Origin of the sequence: Variovorax sp. LjRoot130 (assembly GCF_964253755.1) — a bacterium.
Taxonomy (GTDB): Bacteria; Pseudomonadota; Gammaproteobacteria; order Burkholderiales; family Burkholderiaceae_C; genus Variovorax.
On sequence record NZ_CAXURM020000002.1, the window covers coordinates 1,123,329 to 1,138,026 of the forward strand.

Annotated in this window: 13 protein-coding genes; 6 read left to right on the plus strand and 7 right to left on the minus strand. The window is 68.2% G+C overall.

The features are described 5' to 3' along the window. Positions 1-15 precede the first annotated feature (15 nt). The 6 genes from ACSQ86_RS35190 (at position 16) to ACSQ86_RS35215 (ending at position 6,345) form a co-directional block, all read left to right on the plus strand. Entirely contained in the window at positions 16-1,032 is a 1,017-nt protein-coding gene (locus ACSQ86_RS35190) for a CysB family HTH-type transcriptional regulator (protein WP_436306595.1), read from the plus strand. Positions 1,033-1,099: 67 nt separating this feature from the next. Further along, positions 1,100-2,056, plus strand: coding sequence for a TauD/TfdA dioxygenase family protein (locus ACSQ86_RS35195; protein WP_436306594.1), 957 nt, complete (start codon positions 1,100-1,102; stop codon positions 2,054-2,056). Between the two features lie 14 nt (positions 2,057-2,070). Continuing rightward, the gene (locus ACSQ86_RS35200; protein WP_436306593.1) at positions 2,071-3,426 is read left to right on the plus strand and encodes an ABC transporter substrate-binding protein; all 1,356 of its coding nucleotides are present in this window, start codon (positions 2,071-2,073) and stop codon (positions 3,424-3,426) included. Between the two features lie 22 nt (positions 3,427-3,448). After that, positions 3,449-4,360 carry a carbohydrate ABC transporter permease gene (locus ACSQ86_RS35205; protein ID WP_436306592.1) on the plus strand — a complete coding sequence of 304 codons (912 nt, stop codon included), beginning with the start codon at positions 3,449-3,451 and terminating at the stop codon, positions 4,358-4,360. Further along, a complete protein-coding gene (locus ACSQ86_RS35210) occupies positions 4,347-5,252 on the plus strand; it encodes a carbohydrate ABC transporter permease (RefSeq protein ID WP_436306591.1) in 906 nt (301 codons plus the stop codon). The genes ACSQ86_RS35205 and ACSQ86_RS35210 overlap by 14 nt, the downstream gene beginning before the upstream one ends. A gap of 25 nt (positions 5,253-5,277) precedes the next feature. Further along, entirely contained in the window at positions 5,278-6,345 is a 1,068-nt protein-coding gene (locus ACSQ86_RS35215) for an ABC transporter ATP-binding protein (protein WP_436310769.1), read from the plus strand. Positions 6,346-6,387: 42 nt separating this feature from the next. Here ACSQ86_RS35215 and ACSQ86_RS35220 read toward each other — a convergent pair whose 3' ends face one another. From ACSQ86_RS35220 to ACSQ86_RS35250, 7 genes are read right to left on the minus strand one after another with little or no spacing between them, the layout of a single operon-like run. Then, positions 6,388-7,743: an LLM class flavin-dependent oxidoreductase gene (locus ACSQ86_RS35220; RefSeq protein ID WP_436310770.1), complete on the minus strand. Its 1,356-nt coding sequence runs from the start codon at positions 7,741-7,743 to the stop codon at positions 6,388-6,390. A 9-nt stretch (positions 7,744-7,752) separates the two neighbouring features. After that, positions 7,753-8,616 (minus strand): MetQ/NlpA family ABC transporter substrate-binding protein, encoded by an 864-nt coding sequence (locus ACSQ86_RS35225; RefSeq protein WP_436306588.1) that lies wholly within the window; start codon positions 8,614-8,616, stop codon positions 7,753-7,755. A 31-nt stretch (positions 8,617-8,647) separates the two neighbouring features. Continuing rightward, positions 8,648-9,883, minus strand: coding sequence for an SfnB family sulfur acquisition oxidoreductase (locus ACSQ86_RS35230; RefSeq protein ID WP_436310771.1), 1,236 nt, complete (start codon positions 9,881-9,883; stop codon positions 8,648-8,650). A gap of 3 nt (positions 9,884-9,886) precedes the next feature. Further along, positions 9,887-11,131, minus strand: coding sequence for an SfnB family sulfur acquisition oxidoreductase (locus tag ACSQ86_RS35235; protein ID WP_436306586.1), 1,245 nt, complete (start codon positions 11,129-11,131; stop codon positions 9,887-9,889). 32 nt (positions 11,132-11,163) lie between these two features. After that, a complete protein-coding gene (locus ACSQ86_RS35240) occupies positions 11,164-12,006 on the minus strand; it encodes an ABC transporter permease (RefSeq protein ID WP_436306585.1) in 843 nt (280 codons plus the stop codon). After that, complete coding sequence (locus ACSQ86_RS35245) at positions 12,003-12,992, minus strand: ABC transporter permease (protein ID WP_436306584.1); 990 nt, start codon at positions 12,990-12,992, stop codon at positions 12,003-12,005. The genes ACSQ86_RS35240 and ACSQ86_RS35245 overlap by 4 nt, the downstream gene beginning before the upstream one ends. Before the next feature lie 7 nt (positions 12,993-12,999). Further along, complete coding sequence (locus ACSQ86_RS35250) at positions 13,000-14,673, minus strand: ABC transporter substrate-binding protein (RefSeq protein WP_436310772.1); 1,674 nt, start codon at positions 14,671-14,673, stop codon at positions 13,000-13,002. Between the last annotated feature and the right edge of the window lie 25 nt (positions 14,674-14,698).

The following is a 14,698-nucleotide window of genomic DNA, read 5'->3' on the forward strand; positions in this document are numbered from 1 at the left end:
TTTCGTCTGGGCTCCATGAATTTCCAACAGTTGCGCTCCGTGCGCGAAGCCGTGCGATGCGGCTTCAATCTCACCGAGGCAGCCCATGCGCTGCATACCTCGCAGCCGGGCGTCAGCCGCCAGATCCGTGAACTGGAAGACGAACTCGGCATCGCGCTGTTCGCGCGCGCCGGCAAACGGCTCACCGGTCTGACGGCGCCGGGCGATCACCTGCTGCCGATCATCGAACGCGTTTTGCTCGAGAGCCAGAACCTGCGGCAGGCCGGACAGGAGTTCCTCACGCGAGAGCAGGGTCTGCTCTCCATTGCCGCGACGCACTCGCAGGCACGCTACGCGTTGCCGATGGCGGTGCAGGAGTTTCGCGGCCGCTTCCCCAACGTGCAGCTGCATCTGCGTCAGGGCTCGCCCAAGCAGATCGCGCAGATGCTGCTCGACGGCGAGGCCGATGTCGGCATCGCGACGGAGGCGCTCGGCGACTACCCTCAGCTCGTCGCGCTGCCCTGCTTCCGCTGGACCCACTCGCTGATCACGCTGCCCGGCCACCCGCTGCTCGACGGCCCGCTGACGATCGAGCGCCTGGCCGCCTACCCGCTCGTCACCTACGACAGCGCCTTCACCGGCCGCACGCGCATCGACCAGGCGTTCGTCGAGGCCGGCCTCAAGCCCGACTTCGCCATCACCGCGATGGACGCCGACGTGATCAAGACCTATGTCGAACTCGGCATGGGCGTGGGCATCGTCGCCGGCGTGGCGTTCGAGGCCGAGCGCGACACGCGCTTGCGCGCGGTCGATGCGGGTCATCTCTTCGGCATCAACCTGACGAAGCTCGCGGTACGGCGCGGCGTCTATCTGCGCGCCTTCGTCTACGCCTTCATCGAAGCCTTCGCGCCGACCCTCACGCGTCCCGTGGTCGAGGAAGCCCTCGGCAGCGGCGCGGCCGAGGAGGAGAGCGAACCCCTGAGCGAGGCGGCGCTGGCCCAGCTGCTCGCGCATGCGCCGGGCGCCGGCGGCGCGCCGTCGGCCCAGCATTGAGTCGACCGCCCCGACGGCGGTTCGACGCCTGCGATTCACGACATTCACATCCCAAGGAGATCCCCCGATGAGCGACGACACCCCTTCCTCCATCGACACCAGCATCGGCGAGCTGCGCATCCGGCGCGTGGCCGGCCACATTGGCGGCGAGGTGCAGAACATCCGGCTCGGCGGCGATCTGCCAGCCGAGGTGATCGAGCAACTCGACGCGGCCCTGGTCAAGCACAAGGTGCTGTTCTTCCGCGGCCAGAGGCACCTGGACGACCGCGAGCACCAGGCCTTCGGTGCGCGCTTCGGCCGCACGGTGGCGCATCCGACGGTCCCCTCGCCGCAGGGCACGAAGCTGTTCGAGCTCGATGCGTCCAAGGGCGGCGGCCGGGCCGATTCGTGGCATACGGACGTGACCTTCGTCGATGCGTTCCCGAAGATCTCGATCCTGCGCGGCGTGACCATTCCAGCCTACGGCGGCGACACCGTCTGGGCCAATACGGCGGTGGCCTACGAGCGCCTGCCGACCCATCTCAAACAACTGGCCGACAACCTGTGGGCCGTGCACAGCAACGACTACGACTACGGCGCCGACCGCGTGCAGGTCGAGGAAGAACGCCTGCGCCACCATCGCAACGTCTTCGTCTCGGCCGTCTACGAGGCCGAGCATCCGGTGGTGCACGTTCATCCGATTTCGGGCGAGCGGGCGCTGCTGCTGGGCCATTTCGTCAAGAAGCTGGTCGGCCTGTCGAGCACCGAGTCGGCGCGCATTTTCGAGCTGCTGCAGAACCGCGTGACGCGGCTGGAGAACACCGTGCGCTGGAGCTGGCAGCAGGACGATGTCGCGATCTGGGACAACCGCGCCACGCAGCATTTCGCGATCAACGACTACGGCAAGCAATCGCGCCTGGTGCGCCGCGTCACCGTGCGCGGCGAACCTGCGGTGGCGCTGGACGGCCAGCGCAGCCGCACCCGCAGCCGGCCCGAGGCGACCAACGACGCGCGCATCGACGAAGTCATTTCCGCCACCGCCTGAACCTCATTCCTCCCATGACACACGAACTCTCCGCCCACGACCGTCGACGCCGCGGCCTGCTCCAGGCCGGTGCCGCACTCGGCGCGACCGCCTTGCTCCCCGGCCTTGCGGCGGCGCAAGCCGGCGCCAAGAAGTTCGCCGGCGTGACGCTCAACGTCTCGACCTTCAGCGCCGCCTATCCGAAGCTGCTGCAGCAGTGGCTGCCCGAGTTCGAGGCGCTCACCGGCGCCAAGGTGAACTTCGACGCGCCCTCCTTTCCGGTCTACAACCAGCGCGCCGACCTCGAGCTCTCGACCAAGGGCTCCGCCTACGACGTGGTCAACGTCACCTTCATCTATTCGAGCCGCTGGATCAATTCGGGCTGGCTCACGCCGCTCGACGACTACATCAAGAACCCCAACCTCACACCGGCCGATTGGAACGTCAACGATTTCCTGCCCGGCGCCCGCGCGCCGGAGACCGGCCGCGACGGCAAGCTCTACGGCATTCCCTGGACCGCGGAGGCACTGCTGACCGCGTCCTCGCGCTTCGACCTGGTCGAGAAGGCCGGGCTCGCCTTCCCCGACACCACCGACGACCTCGTCAAGGTGCTGCGCGCGGTCAACAAGAAGGAGCGCGTGGCCGGCTTCGTCGCCGACAACCACTACGGATGGACCTTCGTGCCCTACCTGCACGCCTTCGGCGGCGACGTGTTCCGCAAGGCGCCCGACGACCTGTTCCCGACGCTCGACACGCCCGAAGCCATCGCCGCGGGCGAGTACTACGCCAACCTGCTGAAGGAGTTCGGCCCCGACGGCGCGATCACCTACCAGCCCGATCAGGTGACACAGGCGCTCAAGCTCGGCCGCGTCAACTTCACCGATGCGGGCCAGCTCCACCTGGCCCAGCTCGGCGACCCCGCGACCAGCAAGACGATCAAGACCGTCAAGTTCGGCCTGGTGCCGAAGGGCCCGGCCGGCCGCTTCCCGGGCACCGCCGTGCACGGGCTCGGCATTCCGGTCGGCTCGAAGCAAAAGGAAGCCGCCTGGGCCTTCATCCAGTGGGCGCTGAGCAAGCAGACCACCGGCAAGGCGGTCGCGGCCGGCTACGGCTCGCCGGCGCGGCGCTCGGACATCGACTCCGCGACCTTCCGCAGCAAGCAGGTGATCAACGGCAGCGACCTGGCCAAGCTCTCGCTCGACTCGATCGAACTCGCCGCCAAGAGCGGGCACATGAAGTACCGCACGGTGTCGGTCTACCCGCAGATCGACCAGCAGCTGAACAAGGCGATCGAGCTGATCGCGAGCGGGCAGTTGTCGGCGAAGCAGGCCTTCCAGCAGGCGCAGGCCAACTCGATCGCGGAGCTCAAGCGCGCGGGCGCGAAGCTCTGAGGGCGCAGGCTTGGCGCATGCGATGACTGCCGACGGCTGGCAGCGAACGGGCTGGCAGAACGAGCGGCGTCGCGCCTTTCTGCTTGGCCTCACGCCCTCGCTCGTCGTCCTGCTGCTGATCACGCTGGTGCCGGCGGCCGCGCTGCTGGTGGCGAGCTTCACGCCGCTGCAACTCACGGACCCGTCCGGCACCTTCCGCTTCGACGATCCGCTGGTGAACTACCGGCAGCTGCTGCACGACGACCGCTTCCTCGCGTCGATCGCGGTGCAGCTGAAGCTCTCGGCTTCCAGCGTCGCGCTGCAGCTCGGTGTCGGCCTCGGCCTCGCGCTGTTGCTGAACGGCAAGTCGCGCGTGCTCGAAGGCGCGCGCACGGTGTTCCTGATCCCGATGGTGCTGCCGCCGATTGTGGTCGCGTTGATCTGGAAGATCATGTACACGCCCGACGTGAGTCCGATCCACCGCACGCTCGAAGCGATCGGCTTGCCGGTGCGCTCGCTGATCGCCGACCCCGACACCGCCCTGTGGGCGATCTCGCTGGCCGACACCTGGCAGTGGTTCCCCTTCACGATGCTGATGGTGCTCGCGACGCTGCAGATGATCCCCGACGATCCGCTCGAGGCCGCGACGCTGGAAGGCGCGAGCCGCTGGCAGCTGTTCCGCTACATCGTGTTCCCCTACATCCGGCCCGTGCTCGTCGTGTGCGCGCTGTTCCGGCTCATCGACAGCTTCAAGGCCTTTCCGCTGATCTACGTGCTGACCAACGGCGGGCCGGGCAGCGTGACCGAGGTCACCAACTACTACGGCTTCATCCAGGCCTTCAATTTCTCCTACTGGGGTTACGCGAGCGCGATCGCGACCGTGATGCTGGCGGGTGTGTTCGTGTTGAGCTGGCTGGTCGGCAGACTGGGATGGAGCGACCATGACAAGCGCTAGCCCCGCATGGGGCATGGAGTCCCTCGAAGTCGCGCACGACGAGGGCGTCGTTCCAGACGTCGTGCGCGCCGCGAGCCCGCGCCGCTCCTGGCTCTCGCGCCACGGCCGAACGCTCACCGTAGCCGTGCTGCTGCTGGTCGTGCTCTCGCCCTTCCTGTGGCTCGTGCAGCTGGCCTTCCGCCCGGCGGCCGACATCTTCGAGGACAGCCTGCTGTTCACGCCGACCTTCGACGGATTCATCAGCCTGCTACAAGGCAACTTCCTCAAGTCCTTCGGCAACAGCCTGCTCGTGAGCACGCTGTCCGCCGGCTTCTCGCTGCTGATCGGCGTGCCCGCGGCCTATGCGCTCACGCGCTGGCAGTTCAAGGGCCGCGACCGCATCGCGCTGTGGATCCTGGTGACGCGCATGGCGCCGCCCATCGCGTTCACGATTCCGTTCTTCCTAGCCTACCAGTACCTCGGCCTGCAGGACACGGTGATCGGCCTGGCCATCGTCTACCTGACCTTCAACCTGGCCATCGTCATCTGGCTCATGCAGACCTTCTTCGAGGCGGTGCCCGCGTCGCTCGAAGAAGCGGCCTGGATGGACGGCTGCGGCATCTGGCAGGCCTTCTGGCGCGTGTCGCTCCCGCTCACCGCGCCGGGCCTCGCGGCCACCGCGGTGCTGTGCTTCATCTTCTCGTGGAACGACTTCTTCTACGCGCTCATCCTGACCCGCACCAACGCCATCACCGCGCCGGTGGCGATCGTCAACTTCCTGCAGTACGAAGGCTGGGAGTGGACCAAGATCGCCGCCAGCGGAACCCTCGTGATGTTTCCGGTCGTGGTGTTCACGGTGCTCGTTCGCAAGTACCTGGTGCGCGGCCTCACGGCCGGCAGCATCAAGGACTGACCGCTTCTCTTCATCCAGGACCTCCATGGCTTCCATCACCATCCGCGACCTCGCCAAGGATTTCGGCAGCACGCCCGTCATCCGCGGCATCGACATCGACATCGGCGACGGCGAGTTCGTCGCGCTGGTCGGTCCGTCGGGCTGCGGCAAATCGACGCTGCTGCGCATGATTGCCGGCCTGGAAACCGTCGACGCGGGGGAGATCCTGCTCGGCGATCGGCGCATCAACGACGTGGCGCCACGCGAGCGCGATGTCGCGATGGTGTTCCAGAACTACGCGCTCTATCCGCACATGACGGTCGAAGAGAACCTCGGCTTCGGCCTGAAGATCCAGGGACTGCGCGCCCCCGACATCGCGCGCCGCGTCGAGCAGGCGGCGGAGACGCTGGGCCTGGACCAGCTGCTGCGCCGCCGCCCGCGTCAGCTCTCGGGCGGCCAGCGCCAGCGCGTCGCGATGGGACGCGCCATCGTGCGCCAGCCGCAGGCCTTCCTGTTCGACGAACCCTTGTCGAACCTCGACGCCAAGCTGCGCGTGCAGATGCGCACCGAGATCAAGGCCCTGCACCAGCGTCTGGGCACCACCACGGTCTACGTCACGCACGACCAGGTCGAGGCGATGACCATGGCCGACCGCATCGTCGTGCTGAAGGACGGACGCGTCGAACAGGTCGGCGCGCCGCTCGAGCTCTACGACCGGCCGCGCAACGCCTTCGTGGCGGGCTTCATCGGCTCGCCGGCGATGAACTTCATCCGCGGGCGCCTGCAGCTCGACGGCACACCCTACGTGCTGACCGACGACGGCCTGCGCCTGCCGCTGGCTTCCGCATCGCGCGGATCGCACGGCGACCGCGTGCTCTACGGCGCGCGCCCGGAACATTTCACGATCGATCCGAGCCGAGGGCTTTCGGCCGACGTGATCGTGGTCGAGCCCACGGGCGCCGAAACGCAAGTCGCACTGCGCCTGGGCGGCCAATCGGTCATGGCCGCGTTTCGCGACCGCGTCGGTGCACGGCCCGGCGACCGGTTGGCGCTGTGGCCGGTGGCGGCCGAGGCGCACCTGTTCGATGCAGCAGGCGGCGAGCGCCTCAACTGAGGCGAAGAAGCTTTTCTCCGACGAGAGATCCGCAGCGCGCGGCTAGCGCCTGAACTGCGCGCCGGCGTGGCGCTCGGGCAGGTGGTCGGACGCGCCGAAGAGCTTCCTGCGCAGACTGCCCTCCGCGTACGAGGTCTTGTAGACGCCGCGTTGCTGAAGCTCCGGCACGATCAGGTCGACGAAGTCCTCGTAGCTCTCCGGCACGACCGTGCGGCTCAGGTTGAAGCCGTCCACCCCGGTTTCGTCGATCCACGATTGCAGTTCGTCGGCCACGTGCGCGGCATCGCCCACGATCGCCGGGTAGCGCCCGCCGAGCTCGAAGAGTTCCAGCAACTGTCGGCGGGTCCAGCCGTGCTGCTCGGCGGTGCGCGCCGCCGACTCGATCGCGTTTGTCTGGCCGTAGGCGATCGGCTCGTCGAGGTCGTAGCGCGCGTAGTCCACGCCGGTGCTGGCCGCGAAATGTGCGAGGCCTGCTTCGCGGCTGGCGTAGCGCTTGTAGTCTTCGTACTTCTCGCGTGCTTCCTTCTCGGTGCGGCCCGTCACCACCGCGGTGCCGACGAACACCTTCACGTCGTCCGCCCGCCGGCCGGAACGCACCAGTTGTTCGCGCAGCGAATCCACGCTCTTGCGCGCGGACGCCTTGTTCGGCGGCGAGATGAAGACGCACTCGGCATGCCGCCCGGCGAAGCGCTGGCCGCGGCCCGAGCTGCCGGCCTGGAACAGCACCGGCGTGCGCTGCGGCGACGGTTCGGCCAGGTGGTAGCCGTCCACCTGGTAATAGCGGCCCTGGTGACGCACCTTGTGCACCTTCGCCGGGTCCGCGTAGACGCGCGCGGCCTTGTCGCGCCGCACCGCGCCCTCCTCCCAGCTGCCTTCCCACAGCTTGTAGAGCAGCTCCAGGTACTCGTCGGCACGGTCGTAGCGCTCGTCGTGCGCGATCTGCTGCGAAAGGCCCATCGCGCGCGCGGCGCTGTCGAGGTAGCCGGTGACGATGTTCCAGCCGATGCGCCCGCGCGTGAGATGGTCCAGTGTCGAGAAGCGCCGCGCCAGCAGGTAGGGCTGCTCGTAACTGAGGTTGACCGTCACGCCGAAGCCGAGATGCTGCGTGACTGCGGCCATCGCCGACACCAGCAGCAGCGGATCGTTCACCGGAAGCTGGATCGATTCGCGCAGCGTCACGTCGACGTTGTGCTGGTAGATGTCGTAGACGCCCACGATGTCGGCGATGAACAGGCCGTCGAACAGGCCGCGCTCCAGCGTGCGCGCGATGCCGGTCCAGTGCTCGAGCGTGTTGTACTCTGTGGAGCGGTCGCGCGGATGGGTCCACAGGCCGTGGTTGATGTGGCCCACGCAGTTCATGTTGAACGCGTTGAGCAGGATCTCTTTCTTCCGGGTCATGGGCTGCGATCAGAAGGCCGGCACCACGCCGCCCGCGAAAGTCTTGACGATGAAATCGCGCACCTCCTCGGTCTGGTAGGCCTTGACCAGCTGCTGCACCCAGGGCTGGTCCTTGTCCTGTTCGCGCACCGCAATCAGGCAGGCATAGGGGCCGTCCTTGTCCTCGACCAGGATGCCGTCGCGCACGGGGTTGAGGCCGGCCTTGTTGGCATAGTCGGCGTTGACAGCCGAGGCGTCGGTGTCGTCGAGCGTGCGCGGCAGCTGCGCGGCCTCGATCTCGACGAAGCGGAACTTCCGCGGGTTCTCTGTGATGTCGCGCGGCGTGGCGTTGATGCCCGCGATCGGGTCGATGCCGCTCTTGAGCTTGATGGCGCCGGCCTTCTGCAGCAGCAACAGCACCCGGCTCTCGTTGGACGGATCGTTGGGGATCGCAATGCTCGCGCCTTCGGGCAGGTCCTTGAAACTCTTGTACTTCCGGGAGTAAATCGCAATCGGCCCGATCCAGGTGCGGCCGAAACCGACGATCTTGTAGCCGCGCGAGCGCACCTGTGCCGCGAGAAAGGGCCGGTGCTGGAAGCTGTTGGCGTCCAGGTCGCCGGCATCGAGCGCGGCATTGGGCCGGCTGTAGTCGGTGAAGGGCACGATCTGGATCTTGAGGCCGTAGTCGCGCTCTGCCACCTTCTTCACGACCTCGAAGGTCTGCTCGTGCGGGCCGGTGGTGACGCCGACCTTCAGCAGCTTCGTCGTGCCGGGCTGCTCCTTGAGTGCGGCGTGCAACGGCAGGCCCGCGGCGGCGAGCGCGCCGGCCGAACCGATCTGCAGGATGCGGCGGCGCGAAGCGGATGCCGATCGCGCCAGGTTGGAAATGGTCATCAGGACTCCTTGAAGATGAAATGCCGGCGAGTCACAGCGCCCCGTGCCGCGGCGGCAGGCGGTCGTTGAGGTAGTAGTTGCCGACGGCGTGGTATTTCCAGCGCACCGGATCGTGCAGCGTGTGCGTGCGCGCGTTGCGCCAGAAGCGATCCAGGCCCAGGTCGTCGAGCGTGGCGGCCGTGCCCGCGAGCTCGAAGAGGCGCGTGCTGGCGTCGAGCGAAGCGGTGGTGGTGCGCACGCGTGCCTCGGCCACCGTGATGGAGGCCTCGGCCACGCTGCGCTCGTCGGGCGCGCGCTGTGCCGCGTCGACGATGCGCCCGGCGCGCCGCACCAGCGCCTCGGCCGCGCGCAGGTGCACCGCCACTTCGCCGACCTGCTGGATGGCGAGCGGGTCCTCGCTGGCACGCTCGACCTTGGCGTCGATCCACGGCCGCGAACGCTCGCGCACGAAAGGCAGGGTGGCCTCGAAGGCGCCGCGGCCGATGCCCAGATCGATCGCTGCGTGGAGCAGCTGCGCGAACGGCCCGATGGTCGTGGGCCGCTCGAAGGAGGCGAGAAAAGGAACCACCCATTGCGCTTCGACGCGCACGCCGTCGAACGAGACCGACCCGCTGCCGGTGACGCGCTGGCCGAAACCGTCCCAGTCGTCCGTGATGGCGACACCTTCGGCATCGCGCGGCACGAAGGCCAGGTAGCTCACGTGCCGGCCGCCCTCCGCGGCCATCACCAGCGTGGGAATCCAATGCGCGTAGAGCGCGCCGGTGCAATAGAACTTGCGGCCGTCGACGCGCCAGGCCTCGCCGTCGCGCGTGAGCCGCGTGCGGCGCTGGAAGTCCTTGTGCCCGATCTCAGCGAGCGCGTTGCCGAAGCGCTCGCCGGCCAGCACGCGGCCGTAGAAGAAGCGCCGCTGCGCCGCGCTGCCGCCCACGCGCAGCACCTCGAGCGCGTAGTAGTGGTTCTGCGGGATCTGGCCGAGCGATCCGTCGGCCGCCGAGATAGTCGCCACCACCTCGGCCAGCGTTTCGTTCGACACACCCGCGCCGCCGTGTTCGCGCGGCACGGTGATGCCCCACAGGCCGCTGGCCGTGAAGGCCTCGAGCTCGTCCCAGGGCAGGCGGCGCTCGCGGTCGCGCAGGGCGGCCCCGCGGGCGAAGTCGGCCGCCAGGCGGCGCGCGACGGCGATGGCGTGGGCGTCGTCGTGGATCAGCTCGGGTGTGCGGGTTGGGGTCGCGGCCTCCAACGGCGCAGGAGAAAGGATCAGGGCCATGCTTCAGTTCCAGGAATGCCGCGGGGGCAGGATGCCGTTGAGGTGGTAGTTGCCGATCAGGTGCGCCTTCCAGCGCACCGGGTCGTGCAGCGTGTGGGTGCGCGCATTGCGCCAGTGCCGGCCGAGGTTGTGCTGCGCACGCGTGGCAGACGAGCCGGCCAGCTCGAACAGCTTCTCGCTCGCCTCCAGCGCGATCTGCGTGGTCAGCACCTTGGCCTCGGCCACGGCCACCGAGGCGCGGGCGCTGGATTCGGCGGTCAGCGGCTGTGTGGCCATCTCGTCGAACGCGCGCCCGGTTTCCAACAGCACCGCGTGCGCGGCGTGCAGGTCGATCTGCAGGCGGCCGACGTCCTGGATGATGTAAGGATCGTCGGCGGCGTGTTCGAGTCCCGAGTCGACCCAGGGCCGCGCACGCTCGCGCACGAAGGCGAGCGCGTCGGCGACGGCGGCCTGGGCGATGCCCTGGTCGATCGCGGCCTGGATGATCTGGGAGCCGGGGCCGAACAGGCCGGGCCGATCGGCCAGTTGCCAGATCGGCAGGATGTCATCTTCGTCGATGGGCACCGCGTCGAACACCACGCTGCCGCTTGCCGTGATGCGCTGGCCGAAGGACGACCAGTCGTCGATCACGGCGACGCCGGGCGCATCGCGCGGCACCCACACTTGCACGGCGCGGCCCTCGTCGTCCTGCGCGCGCGCTGGAATGCGGTGCGCAAACAGTGCGCCGGTCGAATAGAAGCGCCGGCCGGTGAGGCGCAGACCTTCGGGCGTGCGCGTGAGCCGGGTGGCACCGTGCAGGATGGTTTTGGAGCCACGCTCCGGCCCGGCGTTGCCCAGCCGGCGGCCGCTCAGCACCTCGCCGTAGAAGCGGCGCTTCTGTTCCTCGCTGCCGACCTCGCGCAGCACGCCCAGCACGCCGAAGTGGTTCTGAGGAATCTGCCCCAGCGCGGGATCGGCCGCGCAGAGGATCACGAACACTTCGGCCAGCGTGGCGTAGGACACGCCGGCGCCTCCGTACGCGCGCGGCACGGTGATGCCGCCCAGGCCGCTTTCGGACCAGCGATCGAGCTCGTCCCAGGGCAGGCGGCGCTCGCTGTCGCGCTGCGAAGCGCCTGGCGCGAACTCGGCCGCGAGGCAGTGCGCGGCAGCCAGCGCTTCGGCATCGCTTTCGATGCGCTGCACGCGCGCGGGGTCGAGGGTGCGTGGCAAGCGCGCGGCGGATGAGTCTGGAAAAAGCGAATGGGACATGGAGGTGCCGTATCGGGGAAGAAAAAAGGCCACTAGACCAGCGGCGTTGCCTGGCGCGCGCGGCGCAGGCGCGGGTTGAGCGCGGCATGCAGCGCGTCGCTCAGCAGGTTCAGGCCCAGCACCGTGAGCACGATGGCCAGGCCCGGGATCGCGGTCATGTACCAGGCGGTGCGCAATGCGTCGCGCCCGAGGCCGATCATCGAACCCCAGCTCACCGCGTTGGGATCGCCCAGGCTCAGGAAAGACAGGGCCGCCTCCGACAGGATGGCGTTGGCCACCAGCAGCGCGGTGGAGACGATGACCGGCGTCCAGGCGTTGGGCAGGATCTCGCGGAAGATCAGGTGCGCATCGCTCGCACCGAGCGCAACGCTGGCGCGCACGAACTCGCGCTCGCGCAGCGACAGGAATTCGGCGCGCACCAGCCGTGCGATGGAGGTCCAAGAGGTCACGCCCAACGCGAACACGATGGTGCCCAGCGTGGGCTTGAGCACTGCCACGAGGATGATGGCTAGCAGAAAGGCCGGGATGGTCTGGAAGAACTCGGTGATGCGCGTCAACACCGCATCGACGCGCCCGCGATAGAAGCCCGCGGCCGCTCCCACCGCAATGCCGATCGCCAGCGCAATGACGGCCGACGAGACGCCCACCAGCAGCGAGACGCGCGCCCCGTGCAGCAAGCCTGCCGCCAGGTCGCGGCCCATCAGGTCGGTGCCCAACGGCGTCTGCGCATCGGTGCCGGGCCAGACGAAGGGCGCGCCCACCATGTCGAGCGGATCGCCGGGATACAGCGTGCCCGCCAGCAGCGCGGCAGCGAACACCACGAGCAGGATCGAGCCGCCGATCAGGATCGAGGGCTGCAGGTACCAACGCTTCATGCGGCGCTTCCCGCCGACGCATGCAAGCGCACGCGCGGGTCCAGCCGGGCCTGCATCACGTCCACCAGCAGGTTGGCCAGCACCACCAGGATGCCGCTGAACAGCAGCACGGCCAAGAGCACCGGGATATCGCGACTCTTGATGGCCTCGTAGGACAGCTGGCCCAGCCCGGGCCAGCCGAACACCGTTTCCACCACGATCGAGCCGCCCAGCAGCGCGCTGCTTTGCAGGCCCAGCATGGTGAGCACGGGCAGCACGGCGTTGCGCAGCGCATGGCCGAAGATCACGCGGCCTTCCGGCGCGCCCTTGGCGCGGGCGGTACGGATGTAGTCCTCGGCCAGCGTCTCGATCATCGAGGCGCGTGCAAGCCGCGCATACACGGCCACGTAGTAGATCGACAGCGTGAGTGCCGGCAGCACCAGGTGGTGCAGATAGTCGAGCCACAGGCGCGGGCCGCGGTGACCGGCGCTCACGTCGCTCAAGCCGCCGATGGGCAGCCATTCGAGATGAACGCCGAACAGAACGATGAGCATCAGTGCGGTCCAGAACATGGGCGCCGAATAGCCCAGCGTGGCCAGCGCGGACAGCACGGTGTCCGTCACGCCATGCGGGCGACGCGCCGAGGCCACGCCCAGCAGAACGCCGGCGATCACGGACGCCATCAACGCCACCCCTACCAGCGCCAGCGTGGGCCCGAGCCGGTGCAGCACCAGGCCCAGCACCGGCTCGCCGAAGCGGAATGAAAAGCCCAGGTCGCCCTGCGCAATGCGGCCCAGGTAGCTCAACAACTGATCGAACGCATGGCGATCCAGGCCGTACATCTGGCGCAGCTGCGCCACGTACTCGGCCGAGACGCTGCCGCTCTCGCTCGCGATCACGTCCACCAGGTCGCCGGGCATCGCCTTGAGCAGGGCGAAGTTCAGCACCGCGGTGCCGAGCACGACGCCCAGCAGTTGCAGCAGCCGCCGCAGGATCCGCTTCGTCATCCGCGTGCTATGCCTTCGACTCGAACCAGACGCGCGCGAAGTTGTTCTGGCTGTGATCGAAGGTGTCGGTGACGTTGCGCAGCCGCTTGTCCCAGACGCCGAACCAGCGGAACTCGAACAGGTTCAGGAGCGCCAGGTCCTTCTGTGCGAGCTTCTGGAATGACTGGTAAAGCTGCACGCGCTTGGCCGCATCGCGTTCGACCTGCGCGGCTTCCAGCAGCCGGTCGGCCTCGGCGCTCGCATAGCCCGAGGCGTTCTGCCACGGCGTACCCTTCGACTCGGCCTTCGACCAGTAGTGCTGCTCGACGCCGATCTGCGGGTCCTGCCAGTTGATGCCCCAGGAACTCACGAGCTGGAAGTTGTAGTCGGCAAAGACGTTCTTGGTCCAGCTCGCGAGATCCTGCGCGCGCAGATTGACGTCGATGCCAACGGCCCGCAGCGCCTGGCGCACGAATTCGCCGGTGCGGCGGTAGTCGTCGCCGAAGGGAATGAAGTCGTGGTCGAGCTTGAAGCGGAAGCCGTCGGCCTTCTTCGGATAGCCGGCTTCGTCGAGCAGGGCCTCGGCCTTCTTGCGGTCGAAGGGGTACTGCTGCGTGTCCTGGGTGTAGAAGGTCTTGAGCAGCGAGGACACCGGCCCGGTCGCCGGCGACGCGTAGCCGCCCCACACGGTCTTGACCAGCGCGTCGCGGTTGATCGCGTGCAGGATGGCCTGGCGCACCTTGATGTTGCCGATGACCGGATCGCGCAGGTTCGGGATCAGCCAGAGCCAGCCGGCGAAGCCGTTGTAGCCCTCGGTGCTCACGACCAGGTTCGGCGACTTGGCCAGGCGGTCGGCATCGGCGAAGGTTACCGGGTTGCGCTCGCCGTACTGGATGGCGCCGGTTTCCAGCGCGGTGGCACGGCCGGCCACGTCGGGAATGATCTTGAAGGTGAGCTTGTCCAGGTAGGGCAGGCCCGGCGCCCAGTAGCGGTCGTTGCGCTCCAGCGCGATGTGGCTGCCGCGCGCCCACTCCTTGAAGACGAAGGGGCCGGTGCCCACCGGCTTGTTGTTATAGGGGTTGCTGGGAATGTCGGTGCCCTCGTACAGGTGCTTCGGCAGCACCGGCGCGGCCACCACGTCGAGCGCATTGAGGATCACCGGCGTCGGCTTGGCGAGCGTGAGCACGACCGTGTGGCTGTCCGGCGCCTCGACCTTGCTCAGGTGCTGGAACACACGGCGTGCCGTCGGCGCGTGCTTGCGCCAGACCTCCTCGGCCGAGAACTTCACGTCGGCCGCGGTGAAGGGCTTACCGTCGTGCCACAGCACGTTCTTGCGCAGCTTGAGCCGCACCGTGAGGCCGTCGGCCGAAACGTCCACGCTCTCGGCCAGCTGCGGCCTGGGCTTGAGGTCCGGCCCGTAGTCGAGTAGGCCGTCGAAGATCTTGCTGACCACGGTGCGCCCGGGCGTGGAGGTATTGATGAAGAAGGCCAGCGTGGGCGGCTCGGGATGCACGGTGGCCTCCAGCGTGCCGCCGCGCTGGGCGCCCTGCTCGGTGTTGGGCAGGGCCTGCGTGATCGCTGCCGCATCCCCCGCATAGAGGCTGCCCAGCAGGCCGCTGGACAGCAGTGCGCCGGTCAGGCTGAAGAGCTGGCGGCGGCGCAGCTCGTGGCGCACGGCATCGTCGTTGAAAGGTGTCGTCATGAGAGAGTCCTTCGGGCAACAGAAA